Here is a 14,699-nt window from a genome sequence, read left to right as displayed (position 1 = left end):
AAGTGATTTTGTCAGAGGTTTTCTTGTTTTATTCAGCGAATGCTTCTGCTAGTTTATTGGCAAAGGCTTCTAAGTTTTGAATATCGTCTTCTTCTGCAGCCAAGTCAACTTTGACGCTGTCTGCTCCTTTTGTCGCACCAGTTTTGCTAAAGGCGGCTTCAAAGTCGTCAACGGATTTACAAAAGTCATCATAAAACGTATCGCCGGAGCCACAGACTCCAAAGATTTTGCCGCTTAAATCAAGTTCTTGCAAATCTTCATAAAAATCGACGATCTCATCCGGTAGTTCTCCGTCTCCATATGTATACGTTGCGACGATACAGATATCAGCATCTTCAAAGTCATCTGCATCCACTTGGGTACACTCATTCATTTCTACTTCCATGTCAAGGTTTTCAAGGGCTTCAGAAACGATATCCGCAATTTCTTCCGTATTCCCCGTCATGCTTGCATAGACGATTTTTGCTAAAGCCATGGGCTTTTTCCTCCAATCTCATTCCTATTCTCAAGGAAAACTCTCTTACAGATTATAGCAAATGCAAGAAAGTTTGAAAACAAAACTTGAAAAACTCTTTACAATGTCTGTGAATTTTGTAAAATAAGGGATTTCTATGGTAAAATAAGAGGAATTTAATTAAGGGAGACGAGAACATGATTACATTAAAATCTGCCAGAGAAATTGACCGCATGGCCGAATCCGGCGCGCTGTTAGCAGATGTCCACAAACAATTACGCAGTTTCATCAAACCAGGTATCACGAGTTGGGATATCGAAGTGTTTGTCAGAGATTATATTGAAAGCCACGGTGGCATCGCTGCCCAAATTGGTTTTGAAGATTACAAATATGCCACTTGCTGCAGTATCAATGATGAGATTTGCCACGGGTTTCCTCGAAAAAAACCATTGAAAGACGGCGATCTGATCAAAGTCGACATGTGTATTGATTTAAAAGGCGCTATTTCTGATTCTTGTTGGAGTTATGTCGTAGGGAACTCGACGCCTGAGATTGATCGATTAATGGAAGTAACCAAAAAAGCGTTGTATCTAGGAATCGAACAAGCCCAAGTGGGCAACCGAATCGGTGACATCGGTCATGCCATTCAAACGTATGCGGAAAAAGAAGGGTATGGGGTTGTGCGTGATTTCGTAGGACACGGTATTGGCCCAACGATCCATGAAAGTCCGATGATCCCTCACTACGGAGAAGCCGGCAAAGGGTTACGTTTAAAAGAAGGAATGGTTATTACCATCGAACCTATGATCAATACAGGGACGTGGAAAATGAAAATGGATCCTAATGGCTGGACCGCCTATACATTAGATGGCGGCTTAAGCTGCCAATATGAACATAGTTTGGCGATCACCAAAGATGGTCCGAGAATTTTAACTTCTCAAGGAGAAGAAGGAACCTACTAAATTTTGGTGGTAGGAGACTTCTGATTGTTACGTATGACAAAGAAAAAAAGGCAAATGATTCGCTGGCGGAGGAAGAAACATGAAAATCGTTGATAAAGTAAAAAGCAATCAAAAGCTGATACGTTTCATTGAAACAACGCAAAATAGAATAACCGATTCAGAAATGGGGACTACATCAGTCGTTGTGGCCTACTATTTATTGCTTTCACTTTTCCCATTAATGATTGCGCTGGGGAATCTTTTGCCTTATTTATCAATTGATCCGAACACGGTTTTATCTTATGTACAGGAATTGATCCCGAATCAAATCTATGATTTTATCGGACCAGCGATCGAAAACCTCCTCACCACCAGCTCTGGTGGACTGTTATCGATCTCCGCCTTGGCTGCGTTGTGGTCTGCGAGTCAAAGTATCAATGCCTTGCAAATTGCGATGAACAAAGCCTTCGGTGTGGACCAGCGTTCCAATTTTATCGTGGTGCGCGCAGTATCGTTTGTGATCATTCTGCTCTTTATGATTGCGATCGTTGGTGTTACGATGGTATTCGGGCTTGGAAAAATCATTCTTGATTTTTTACAGCCGATTTTTAAGTTTCAAGACAATCTGATCGATACGTTCCAAACAGTCAAATGGCCAGTCACGATCGTTGCTTTGCTGTTCATCATGATGCTGATCTATTGGTTAGTCCCTAATGCGAAGGTCAAGTTGCGTTCGACTTTGCCGGGGGCGATCTTTGCAACGATTGGCTGGATGTTGCTGTCACAAGTGTTTGGCTTATACGCCCGTTACTTTGCTGCGAAAATCATTGGCTATCAAATTATTGGAAGTTTTATTGTTTTAATGATCTGGTTGAATCTTGCTGCGACGATTATTATCTTGGGTGGAATCATCAACGCAGTGGTAGAAGAGTATGTATCGGGACAAGAGATCAAAGAACGAACAGATCCTGTTCAGCGGATTTCTTCGAAAATCGAGGATACATTTACCAATAAAGAGAAATAACGGAAAGCGAGAATAAACGATGGATTTTGCATTCAAATTTGTAATGCGCTTATTTATAACAATGATCGTGTCTTTAATCCTAACACCGATCATTAAATTGATTTCTTTTAAGATCGGCGCAGTCGATCGACCAGGAGATCGACGAATCAACACCAAAACAATGCCGACCGCAGGGGGATTAAGCATCTTTCTCTCCTTCTCTTTTGCATTGCTTTGGGAATTTCGCGCAATGATTCCTTTTGACTACGTCTGGCCGATGCTTTTAGGGGCAGCCATCGTCGTAGTTACTGGATTATTGGATGATATCTTCGAGTTGACCCCTATGCAAAAAACGCTAGGCTTGACGTTAGCGGCTTTGGAGATCTATTTTGTTGCCGGCATCAAAATCAGTACGGTTTCGATCCCTTATCTTGGGGTTTTTGATTTGGGGTGGCTTGGACTGCCTATGACCATCCTGTGGATTTTGGCGATCACGAATGCAGTCAACTTGATTGATGGTTTGGATGGTCTAGCGAGTGGGGTCTCTATTATCAGTCTGACGACCATTGGGATCATCAGTTACTTCTTTTTACCGAATTCAGTTGAAGTACCGATGGTGATCTTTACGCTGATCGCTGCGATCGTTGGCTTTTTTCCTTATAATTTTTATCCAGCCACGATTTTTTTAGGGGACACTGGGGCACTTTTTCTAGGTTTCATGATCTCCGTCCTATCGTTGCAAGGCTTAAAAAATGCGACCTTCATTACAGTGGTTACCCCGATGCTGATATTAGGAGTACCGATCACGGATACCGTCTATGCCATGATTCGCAGAAAATTTAATAAACAAAAAATCTCATCGGCGGATAAAATGCACTTGCATCATCGCTTACTTTCATTAGGGTTTACCCACCGTGGCACGGTCTTGACGATCTATGCCTTGGCGATGGTTTTTTCATTTATTGCGTTATTGATGAATTATGCCAGCAACACCGCAATCATTTTACTGATCATCAGTACAGGATTCGGTATTGAATTGTTTATCGAATTGATTGGTTTGGTAGGAGAAAATCGTCAACCATTGATGTGTGCACTGAAATTCCTGGGAAACCGTCGATTTAGGCAAAAAGTCCTCATGGCGCGGGCAGAAAAAAGACAAGACAAGCAAGAAGAGAGAAGCGAGGATTTGGATTTGGCTTCCAGTGCTTCTCAAATCAAAGAAAAGCGACGAAAGAGAAAACATTACCAAGCAAAACACAAAAAATAAACGATACAATTGCGGCATAAGAGCCTAACAGGTGAAGCGAATGTGATTGATCATTGAAGAAAAGACAGGAGCAGCCAGTGCTTCTCCTAGTACTTTCTCTCACGATCGGCTGACCATGATTCAATCAACCCGTTGGCCCTTCTTGCCGCTTTTTATTTGTGTAAAACGGCCCGGCATAAAATAAATTCCTACTGAATCCTTCCGTCTTGAATTGACGGATCTAGCCCATAACGGCTATACTTAAAAAGAGTAGCAGACTAATCAAAGAAAGAAGGATATGAACGAATGCCAAATGTGAAACAACTGACGTCAGAAAGAATGGGAACAATTTATGAGCTTTCCAATGATAGCGGTACCATCGTAAGGCTAAGTCCTGAAGGCGCACGCTTATTGGATTGGGTCGTTCCAGTAGAAGAAGGTCGCGACATCGTGGTCGGTTATGACACGATCGAAGGACATCGCCAAGCACGTTATTATGGCGCAACGATCGGCCCTGTGGCGGGAAGGATCGCAGGTACTCGCTTTGAGATCGACGGACAAGAATACCAAACGGAAGACAATGATGGCGGCAATACGCTTCATGGCGGTTCAAAGGGGCTGGATACTGATACATGGATCACTGAAACCTTTGAAGAAGCAGACAAAGCTGGGGTGATTTTTACTACCACACGGCAAGATGGCGATGGCGGGTTTCCTGGGAATGTTCGTTATCAAGTCACCTATACGTTGACGAATGACAATGAACTATTGCTTGCTTATGATGCCAACACTGACAAAGCGACTTTATTTAACCCAACGAACCACGGTTATTTCAATTTGACAGGTGATACCCAACAGCCGATCGATGACCACTTGGTTCAAATCAATGCCGAACATGTGGCTGAAACGAATGACGATGTGACGACGACCGGTGAAAAAACGCCTGTCGCAGGCACAAAGTTTGATTTTAGACAAGAACGCCCGATGGGAACGACGATGTTGGATGATCCGTTCTTATTAGACCATGTGCAAGAGTGGGATCTAAAAGTAACCAGTCCCGATCAAAAAGTGCAGCTGACTGTAACTACTGACCGTCCTGCCGTTGTTATTTACACAACGGGTGAGGGAGAAGCTGGTGCACCAATGAAGACTGGTCCTTTTGCCAATCATGGCGGGATGGCGATCGAAACACAAGGTGTTCCTGGCTCTGAGAAATTTACCCACTTTGGTGAGATCGTGTTGCGTCCAGAAGAACCCTTCCACTCTGTGACGACGTATCAGGTCCACTTTTAAGCATAGGAACCAAATCATTTTTAATGAAATAGAAAAAAGCATTGTCAAAACTCAGAAAGTTTGGCGATGCTTTTTTTTGACAAAATCCGATTACAGATGTAAACTTAAAAGTGTGAATCACTTATGAAAGGAAGTGGACAAATGCAATCTGTGGTCGAACCAATCAAAATCAGCGATTCTGAATGGGAAGTCATGCGTGTGATCTGGACATTAGGACAATCCGACGCGAAAGAGATCACCGCTTTATTGAGCGAAAATAAAAATTGGAAAGCAGCAACGGTCAAGACGCTTTTAGGACGACTCGTCAAAAAAGGCGTATTGAAAACAGAAAGCCAAGGGAAAAAATTTGTTTATTCGCCGCTTGTTTCCGAAGAAGCAACCGTTCGCAGCGCAGCTGAGAATCTTTTTTCTCATATTTGTGCCAAAAAAGTTGGGCAGACATTAGCAGAAATGATCCAAGAAGCAGCATTGACGGCAGAAGATTTGGCGATGCTCCAAGCAGCAGTCGACCAAAAAGTGCCAGTAGCAGCGATTTCATGTAATTGTATTCCTGGTCAGTGCCAATGCAAAACCCATGCAACAAAATAAGTAGCCAACGAACTGTTAAAAGAAATGAGGAATCGTAATGAAAAAAAACATGCAAATCAGCGGAATGAATTGTGCCCATTGTGCCGCAAAAGTTGAAAAAGCGCTTAGTGAAGTACCGGGTGTGAAAAAAGCCAAAGTGGACTTGAAAAAAGCTCGCGGAACAGTCAAGTTTGACGAGTCGCAAGTGACAGAAACAGCCTTAGTCAATGCGGTCACCGAAGCGGGTTATCAAGGGGTATTTGAGTAAGCAATGGAATTGCTAAAGTGAAAAGGAAAAAATCAAAACAAATGAAAAGTGTCCAGCCGCTTGAAGCTTTTGTATGAAGGAGCAAGACTGTACGCACATTCAGTGAAATAGGAAGGGGAATACTAGGATGAATCAGAAAAAAACGTCTTCCGCAAGTAATAGTCAGACGTCAAGCCATCATAGGCATGAACCTGCTTTGAATGAGCGGGATAATGGTACACAGGGAAAAGAGCAACATGCGCAATCACAAGTGACAGAAGTCCCTGAGCCTAGCCATGAGATGAATGGGATGGATCATCACAAGGCGACATCAAAACAGCAGGAGCATGAAAGCTCCGATAGTAACCATGGTCCTATGGATCATGAAGTGTCCAGCATGGACTATAGCCATAAGGGCCATGAGATATCTGGCATGGATCACGGCCACAAGGACCACGAGATGTCTGGCATGAACCATAGTCACATGAATCATGAGATGTCTGGCATGGAACATAGTCACACGGATCATGAGATGTCTGGCATGGATCACGGCCATAAGGACCATGAGATGTCTGGTATGAATCATAGTCACATGAATCATGAGATGTCTGGTATGGATCATAGTCATATGGATCATGGAATGGGTGGCATGGATCATAGTATGCATATGGGAAATTTTAAGCAAAAGTTTTGGCTATCCTTGGTTTTGGCGATTCCAATCGTCATTTTATCACCAATGATGGGCATCGAATTGCCCTTTCAGTTCACGTTTCCCGGCTCAGATTGGATCGTATTGCTTTTAGGAACGATCCTGTTTTTCTATGGCGGTCAGCCGTTTTTAAGTGGTGCGAAAATGGAATTGAAACAAAAAAGCCCAGCCATGATGACGTTGATTGCTATGGGGATCACGGTTTCTTATTTTTATAGTCTTTACGCGTTTATCGCCAATCATTTTCTTGCTGTTCCTCATGTAATGGATTTCTTCTGGGAACTAGCGACTCTGATCGTGATCATGTTGTTAGGGCATTGGATCGAGATGAATGCCGTTTCTAATGCTGGCAATGCATTACAGAAATTAGCAGAACTATTGCCAAAAGAAGTGATTCGGAAAAATGCGGATGGATCAGAAGAACAGATTCCATTAGAAGAAGTGACCAACAAAACACAGTTGATCGTTCGCTCAGGAGATAAGATTCCTACAGACGGAACGATTCTTGAAGGAGAAACAACGATCGATGAGTCGGCAGTTACTGGTGAATCCAGACGGGTACCTAAAACCATCGGCAGTACTGTCATTGGAGGATCGGTCAACGGCAATGGTACCATCACGATGGAAGTCACAGGGACTGGGGAAGACAGTTACTTAGCGAAAGTCATGGAAATGGTACGAAAAGCCCAAGCTGATAAATCCCGCTTAGAAGCACTTTCGGACAAAGTGGCAAAATGGTTGTTTTATATTGCGTTAGTTGCTGGTGTCTTGGCATTTGCTGTGTGGCTGTTTGTTGCTGACCTACCGACTGCTCTTGATCGAATGGTCACGGTATTCGTCATTGCCTGTCCCCATGCGTTAGGTCTAGCGATTCCCCTCGTAGTGGCTCGTTCGACCTCGATCGCTGCCAAAAATGGCTTGCTCTTAAAAAATCGCAACGCACTGGAGAATGCGCATCATGTTGATTATCTGATCCTCGATAAGACCGGTACGTTAACAGAAGGAACGTTTACCGTAACTGGCATCGAGGCGACAGGCAGCCTTTCTGCATCAGAAGTACTATCTTACCTAGCAGGTCTTGAGAAAACCGCCAATCATCCGATCGCAGAAGGCATTTTAGCCCAAGCAGAAAAGGAAAACATTACAGCCAAAAAGGCGACTGATGTTCAAACAAGGACAGGGATTGGTCTGGAAGGCGTGATCGATGGACAGAAGTGGTTGATCGTCAATCAAAAAGGATTGGAGCAATTAACCATTCAATATCAAGGGAACTCCTTGAAAAATTATCAAGAACAGGGCAATACCATCAGCTATTTGGTTCATGACGTCAAAGTGGAAGGAATCGTCGCATTAGGGGATAAGGTGAAACCAGAAGCGAGTCAATTTATTCAAAAAGTGAAAGACTTAGGCATCACGCCAGTTATGGCTACAGGGGACAACCAAGAAGCGGCGCAAGCCGTAGCCGATTACCTAGGAATCGAAGCCTTCCATGCGGCAATGTTGCCAGACGATAAAGAACGTCTAGTCAGCGACTATGTCAAAGAGGGCAAGCGCGTCGTAATGGTAGGCGATGGGATCAATGACGCCCCAAGTCTTGCAAGAGCGACGATCGGGATTGCGATCGGAGCGGGTACCGATGTAGCGATCGATTCAGCCGATGTCGTTTTGACGAATAGCGAACCTCAAGACATCTTGCACTTCTTGACTTTGGCGAAAAAAACAAGACGCAAGATGATTCAAAATCTCTGGTGGGGCGCAGGATACAATATTTTTGCCATTCCTTTGGCAGCTGGCGTCCTCGCACCGATCGGGATCATTTTGAACCCAGCAGTCGGAGCTGTCTTGATGTCTATGAGCACGATCATCGTTGCCATCAATGCAATGACCTTATCAATCGAAAAAAGCGGCGATTAGCCGCTTTTTTGTTTCTTTTCCTAGGAGCAGTGAAATACCTCTATAATCTGCTTCTGGATTTATGCTATAATGTGTTCGTTGAGACAAGGAGGATGTTGATTATGGAACTGAAGAAATTGGATGTTCCCACTACTTCAATTACTGAAGTAAAAAAATCTCCGATGGATGTATTTAATCAAGCGCGAGAAGCAGGAACAGCAGTATATGTATTCAATCGTGAAAAAGTGGCGGGGGTCATGTTGACACAAGAGCAGTATGAAACGTTATTGCAGGAATTAGATTATTTGCGTCAGCGACCGATGATGGAAGAAGAACCCGAACAGCCGCCAGTGGCAGGGCTAGAGGAATTCTTACAAATCATGCGGCAAGCGCTGATCACCGGTGCGAGCATCTCGGCAAAAAATTTAGATGAGCGAATGGTGGCGTTGGGGTTCATCACTCGTAAAACTGGTTTTGGCGGTGTCGTTGACATGGTGAACGAATTGAAAGAAACAGGCAAGATCGTTTACCAGCTACGTAAAAAACAAGATGGTAAATCGGTGACCGCTGAAGTCATTGGAGAACAAGACAATCAGACGCAATTATTTGATAAATTGATCATCAAAAAAATCTTTCTAAAAGAAAAATAAACGCTGGAACTTGTCCCAGCGTTTCAGACAGTAGACAAAGTACGGGTGTTTTCGTACTTTGTCTTTTTTTTGTAAAAAACTGGAGCTTTTTGACTTTTTAACACTGTGAAAGATACTGTCCATCCAATCAACAAAAGTTCCAGACAGTTACAGACTAGGTTTTAAGTCAACCAGTAAGTTTTCCCGTCTTTCGTCCGTTGCATAAATCCGTATTCGATCAAATAACGTCGGACAGTGACGTAATCGGTGATCGCTTGTTTTAATACATCGTTGACGGCAGCTTCTGAATAATTTTTCTTCGGATCAAATTTTTGTGCCAGTACACTTAAGACAACGATCTTGCGCTTTTCTTTGCTGGGAAATTGTTTGATAAACCCCGTTTCATCAAAATAAGTAGCAATGATCTTTTCTCTTTCACTAGCCGTAATGGCATAGCGATCATCAAGCATCGTTGCCCCTTTGTGAGGCGGCAGCAGCGGGCTATCTTGCAACAAGGACATGATACTTAGAAAAACAGTCGCTTGTCGCTGCTTTTCTTTTAGCTTAAAGCGATGATTCCTGACAGTCGAAGAAGAGATACCTAAGCGCTGGGCAATCACAGTATCGCTAATATCTTGGGCAAATAATTGTAAAATCTCCTGTTGGCTCTCTGATAAGCCTGTTTGTTCTTTGGGTAAAGCCAACAATGCGGATAAAACGGTTCCGTGATGCTCAGTGATATGCTGCATCATTCGTTTTTTTGCTGTAAAAAAGGCGCCATCAACGGGATAGATTTCTTCTTTGTCGAAGGTCTCCTGACAAAATACGCAACAATAATCCGTTGTTGTTTCGACATATCCTTGCTGATAATCAGAAATGGTAAACTCTTGATAAGGTTTCATTTTAGGTTCTCCTTTTATTGTTTATATATATACTAACATAATTTTATTTTGTTTGTAAATAAGTAAACGAATTTATCGTTAGTAGATTAATTTCATCCGTTGCTTAAAATCGTCGCCTTTTTGTGTTAGGATTAACAACAATAGCGAATGAATTTGCTTAATTCAAAGGAGTGATACTATGGCAGACGTAAGCCAACGCTTCAATCACGAAGTGTACAATATAGCTGTTTCATTGATTCGTAAATTTGATGAACGGGTTTCTTCAATTCCTGATATTTTAAAGTTAACGTTAGGCGAGCCGGATTTCAACACACCGGAGCACGTGAAAAAATCGGGTGTCCAAGCAATTGAACAAAATTTCAGCCACTATTCTGGAATGGCCGGCTTAGCAGATGTTCGGCAAGCAGCCAGTCTCTTTTTGAAAAATAAATATCAGCTTGATTACGACTTTCAATCAGAAGTATTAGTGACGATCGGTGCAACGGAAGCAATCTCAGCTTCGTTATTAGCCACGCTGGAACCTGGTGATAAAGTAATTCTACCAGCACCAATTTATCCAGGCTATGAACCAGTCATCCATTTAGCTCATGCCCAACCGATTTATCTTGATACGACGAACAATGACTTTGTTTTAGCGCCAGAAGTTTTAGAAGCAGCCTTAAAAGAACATGGGGAACAAGTCAAGGCAGTCATTTTGAATTATCCCAGCAATCCAACAGGGGTCGTTTATACCCGAGAACAAGTCAAAGCATTGGCAGAAGTTTTAGAAAAATACCCCGTTTTTGTTATTAGCGATGAAATTTATAGTGAGTTGACTTATGATGAAACCCATGTATCCATTGCCGAATACTTGCGTGACCAAACGATCGTGATCAACGGCTTGTCGAAATCTCACGCGATGACTGGGTGGCGCGTCGGCTTCATTTTTGCACCAGAAGCGTTGACTGCTCAGATCATTAAGGTCCACCAATACTTAGTGACTGCGGCATCAACGATTTCTCAAAAAGCCGCAGTGCGGGCATTGATCGAAGGCATCAATGATACAGAAGTCATGAAAGCCGATTACCGTGAACGCCGAGATTACTTGTTTGAAAAAATGACTGCCCTTGGTTTTGAAATGGCGAAGCCATCTGGTGCATTCTACATTTTTGCCAAAATACCAGCAGGTTTCAACCAAGATTCAATGGCTTTTTGTGTCGACTTAGCCGAAAAGAATCAATTAGCAATCATCCCGGGTATCGCCTTTGGTCCCGAAGCAGAAGGCTATGTTCGTTTAAGCTATGCGGCAAGTATGGAAAACTTGGTGGAAGCGATGGATCGCTTGACACGCTATATGCAAAGCAATTGATTCTACAAACGTTTCTTTCGTTTTTAGATAAAGTAAGCCCCCTCTGATGGATGCAGCGGGGGCTTTTTTAGGCAATCGACGAACTTTACAAAAGATTTACATCGCTTTATCGATTCTTTACATGAAATCCATCAAGGGTTTACACCGCCTTGCTAAACTAAGCATATAACGAAAGGAGATTTACTAAATGAAAAAATTGGGACTTTTATTTTTTGCAACTGGTTTATTATTAGCTGGCTGTGGGAGCGGTGGCGCAAGCACTGAGAGCAGTCAAGCATCAGGCGGATCTTCATCAGGTGCCGCATCAAATGAAAATGTAGAAATTTTAGCGGTAGGCTCAACTGCATTGCAACCCTTGGTTGAAGCAGCAGGTGAAAGCTTCTCAGCAGACAATCCCAATTATACAATTACTGTTCAAGGTGGCGGTAGCGGAACTGGCTTAAGTCAAGTAGAAGCAGGCGCTGTGACGATCGGTAATTCCGATGTTTTTGCGGATGAAAAAGATGGTGTGGATGCCAGCAAATTAGTTGACCATAAAGTAGCTGTAGTTGGTATGGCACCAGTGGTGAATAAAGACGCAGGCGTTACGGATCTTAGCCAACAAGATTTAATTGATATCTTTACAGGCAAAGTGAAGAATTGGTCTGAACTAGGTGGAGCAGATCAAGAAATCTCTGTAATCAACCGCGCATCAGGCAGCGGTACGAGAGCGACCTTTGAAAAATGGGGCTTAGATGGTGCAGAGACGATCCAAACACAAGAACAAGATTCTTCTGGAACAGTCCGTAAAATTGTTGCTGAAACACCAGGAGCAATCAGCTACCTTGCTTTATCCTATTTGGACGATTCGATCCAAGCGCTATCTCTTGATGGGGTAGAAGCGACTCCTGAAAATATTGCAGATAACAAATGGCCAATCTGGTCTTACGAGCATATGTACACGAACGGCGAGCCAGATGCTAACGTCAAAGCCTTTCTTGATTACATCATGACAGACGATGTCCAACAAGGAATCGTTATCGAATTAGGATATTTGCCAATCACTGATATGAAAGTAGAACGCAGTGTAGACGGCGAAGTAACGAATGTTGAATAAACAGTTTTCATAAGGTACAAAAAAAGAAGGGAAGAACTCCTTCTTTTTTTGTACCTTTTTTTTATTTTTTATGTAAAATAGATAGTGAATATAGATGAATATTCAGTGAAAGGGGAAAAAATGAGAAGATTTCCAAAAAAAATGTTAATAGCAGCATTGTATGCGGGAACGGCCTTTGTCATTTTTGGCATGCGTGTTGGTTTTGCAGACACGGAATCAACAAGTGAGTCAAAAGAGGCTGCTATTGTTTACTCTGAGACGAATGATGTGACAAGCAGTGACAGCCAAACAATTCGCTCGAATACAGGTGAAACCAGCGAAGACTCAATTGATTCAACGAGTGAGACAACATCATCAAGTAACCGCAGTGAAACGGGCAGTACGACTGTTGATAGCAGTACAGCCGAAAGTGAAGAAAAAAGCCCAGACAATGCTTCGGATTCTGTCTATGATATCAGCTCAGGATTAGACCCAACCTATCGAAGCCGTTCAGATTTGAAAGTCAGCTTAAGCCGTTCGGCACGGTCTGTTTCTAGTGTACCTTATATTTCAGCAGGAGATCCCTCAACCCCAAAGCAAGACTTTATTGATATTTCCTCCCACAACGGAGAGATCACTGTGGAGCAGTTCAAGTTGATTAAAAGTTATGGCGTTTCTGCAGTGGTGGTGAAATTGACAGAGGCAACTTCTTATCGAAATCCCTTAGCTGCAAGTCAAATCGCAAATGCTAAAGCTGCAGGCCTGATTGTACATGCTTATCACTACAGTTGGTTCACCACTGAGGCACAGGCAAAAGCGGAAGCAGATTATTTTGTAAGCTATGCCAAACAGCTAAAACTGCCGACCTCTGCTTTGATGGTCAATGACATTGAAGAGCCAAACATTAAGAAAAAAGCAGACCATACACAATTGTCAAAAGTTTTTGAAAATAGATTAAAAGAGTTGGGTTATTCAAATACGCATCATTATATAGGTGTGTCGTGGGTCACGGATAACGCGATCGACCCTGTTGCTTTAGGAAAAAACAAAGTTTGGATCGCACAATATCCATACGAACCGCAAAATCAGAAGTATACGGATTATAGTGCATGGCAGTGGACATATAACGTTACATTCCCAGGGATCAATGGCACCTTTGATATGAATTCAGATTATAACAAGTATTTTATCAGTCAAGGACAAGGTGGTGCGATCAATGATGGCCGTTATGCCACCGTTGTAAAAGACAATTATACGATTTGGCAAAATTTCTCTTGGACAAAAAAAGCAGACTCTAAAGCTTATCTGGGTCAGACCCTGCAAATAAAAGTGCGTTATGAGCATATTAACGGTAGCACCTATTATTCGTTATACGACAACCAAGGGAATTGGGTTGGGTACATTAACTCTGGTGGCGTCAAAGTTGCTGATGGTCCTCAAGGGAATTGGCAATCAAAACAAACCTATGTCAAATTTAAAGAGCCAGGAATAATATATCGAGATTTTACGTTTACTAAGACTGCACCGATAACTTCAGATATGGTGAAAAATACCTATAAAGTAACCGGTACTTACCATCACTTTGATGGCACGTATTATGATTCAGTTTATGATTTTTCTGGAAAATGGATTGGGTACATCGCTTCAACGAAATTAGCAGTTCAAACGAATCAAGGCCCCGCATTGGCCGATGGACGCTATGTAACGATCACCAGTGGAAATTACTCGATATGGCAAAATTTTTCGTGGAAAGTAAAGGCATCCAGCAAGGATTACTTGAACAAAACAGTTCTAGCGAAATATCGCTATGAACACTTAAATGGCAGTATTTATTATTCACTATATGATCAATCTGGTACATGGTTAGGCTATATGAACGCTAATGGTACCAAAACAGCGAATAATGCAGGTGGAACAGCTATTTCAAGTGGTAAATATGTCACTGTTACAAGTAAAAATTATTCGATTTGGCAAAACTTTTCTTGGAAAGAAAAAAATAAAAGCAGTAATTTTTACGGTCAAACACTCCAAGTAAAAGTATACTATAACCATTTCAATGGAAGTACCTATTCATCATTGTACGATAACAAAGGAACTTGGCTTGGCTATATCAATGCCAATGGAACAAAGGAAGCCAGTAATGCTGCCGGAATAAACCAAAGTTACCATAAAAAAATAACGTTTACTCAGAATTTTCCACTCTGGCAAAATTTCTCTTGGAAGCAAAAAAGTACGGTGACTAATGCCATGAAAGGACAAACTTTCGAAGCGCGCTATGTGTATCGCCACTTTAATGGTAGTAATTACCTGTCAATTTATGATAATAAAGGAACTTGGTTAGGTTACGTTAATGAATCCGCAACAAAAGTTGTTAAGTAAGCATGATTCCAAA

Annotated in this window: 13 protein-coding genes; 11 read left to right on the top strand and 2 right to left on the bottom strand. The window is 42.2% G+C overall.

The window, feature by feature from the left end:
- Window positions 1–28 precede the first annotated feature (28 nt).
- Window positions 29–475 carry a flavodoxin gene (locus A5870_RS12140; RefSeq protein ID WP_086293074.1) on the bottom strand — a complete coding sequence of 149 codons (447 nt, stop codon included), beginning with the start codon at window positions 473–475 and terminating at the stop codon, window positions 29–31.
- 176 nt (window positions 476–651) lie between these two features.
- Between A5870_RS12140 and map the strand changes: the two genes are divergently transcribed.
- From map to A5870_RS12100, 8 genes are all read left to right on the top strand, one after another.
- Window positions 652–1,416 (top strand): type I methionyl aminopeptidase, encoded by a 765-nt coding sequence (gene map / locus A5870_RS12135; RefSeq protein WP_008377375.1) that lies wholly within the window; start codon window positions 652–654, stop codon window positions 1,414–1,416.
- Window positions 1,417–1,495: 79 nt separating this feature from the next.
- Window positions 1,496–2,419 (top strand): YihY/virulence factor BrkB family protein, encoded by a 924-nt coding sequence (locus A5870_RS12130; protein ID WP_086293072.1) that lies wholly within the window; start codon window positions 1,496–1,498, stop codon window positions 2,417–2,419.
- Window positions 2,420–2,438: 19 nt separating this feature from the next.
- Entirely contained in the window at window positions 2,439–3,665 is a 1,227-nt protein-coding gene (locus tag A5870_RS12125; RefSeq protein ID WP_086293070.1) for a glycosyltransferase family 4 protein, read from the top strand.
- A gap of 285 nt (window positions 3,666–3,950) precedes the next feature.
- Window positions 3,951–4,937, top strand: coding sequence for an aldose epimerase family protein (locus tag A5870_RS12120; protein WP_086293068.1), 987 nt, complete (start codon window positions 3,951–3,953; stop codon window positions 4,935–4,937).
- 141 nt (window positions 4,938–5,078) lie between these two features.
- A complete protein-coding gene (locus A5870_RS12115; protein WP_008377382.1) occupies window positions 5,079–5,525 on the top strand; it encodes a CopY/TcrY family copper transport repressor in 447 nt (148 codons plus the stop codon).
- Window positions 5,526–5,562: 37 nt separating this feature from the next.
- Complete coding sequence (gene copZ, locus A5870_RS12110) at window positions 5,563–5,772, top strand: copper chaperone CopZ (protein WP_005228873.1); 210 nt, start codon at window positions 5,563–5,565, stop codon at window positions 5,770–5,772.
- A gap of 127 nt (window positions 5,773–5,899) precedes the next feature.
- Window positions 5,900–8,374 carry a heavy metal translocating P-type ATPase gene (locus A5870_RS12105; protein ID WP_086293066.1) on the top strand — a complete coding sequence of 825 codons (2,475 nt, stop codon included), beginning with the start codon at window positions 5,900–5,902 and terminating at the stop codon, window positions 8,372–8,374.
- A 101-nt stretch (window positions 8,375–8,475) separates the two neighbouring features.
- Complete coding sequence (locus A5870_RS12100) at window positions 8,476–9,003, top strand: hypothetical protein (RefSeq protein ID WP_010749742.1); 528 nt, start codon at window positions 8,476–8,478, stop codon at window positions 9,001–9,003.
- 161 nt (window positions 9,004–9,164) lie between these two features.
- On the opposite strand, the gene A5870_RS12095 is transcribed toward A5870_RS12100, so the two are convergent.
- On the bottom strand, window positions 9,165–9,884 hold the full coding sequence (locus A5870_RS12095) for a DUF2087 domain-containing protein (protein WP_086293064.1): 720 nt from the start codon (window positions 9,882–9,884) through the stop codon (window positions 9,165–9,167).
- A 178-nt stretch (window positions 9,885–10,062) separates the two neighbouring features.
- Between A5870_RS12095 and A5870_RS12090 the strand changes: the two genes are divergently transcribed.
- From A5870_RS12090 to A5870_RS12080, 3 genes are all read left to right on the top strand, one after another.
- The gene (locus A5870_RS12090) at window positions 10,063–11,232 is read left to right on the top strand and encodes a pyridoxal phosphate-dependent aminotransferase (protein WP_086293062.1); all 1,170 of its coding nucleotides are present in this window, start codon (window positions 10,063–10,065) and stop codon (window positions 11,230–11,232) included.
- Between the two features lie 187 nt (window positions 11,233–11,419).
- Complete coding sequence (locus A5870_RS12085; protein WP_016608721.1) at window positions 11,420–12,328, top strand: phosphate ABC transporter substrate-binding protein PstS family protein; 909 nt, start codon at window positions 11,420–11,422, stop codon at window positions 12,326–12,328.
- 120 nt (window positions 12,329–12,448) lie between these two features.
- Entirely contained in the window at window positions 12,449–14,686 is a 2,238-nt protein-coding gene (locus A5870_RS12080) for a GH25 family lysozyme (RefSeq protein WP_086293060.1), read from the top strand.
- Window positions 14,687–14,699 lie beyond the last annotated feature (13 nt).

The organism is Enterococcus sp. 2G9_DIV0600 (assembly GCF_002140615.1).
Taxonomy (GTDB): domain Bacteria; phylum Bacillota; class Bacilli; order Lactobacillales; family Enterococcaceae; genus Enterococcus_D; species Enterococcus_D innesii.
Note: the sequence above shows the minus strand (reverse complement) of the source record. Positions and strands in the feature narration are given on the sequence as shown.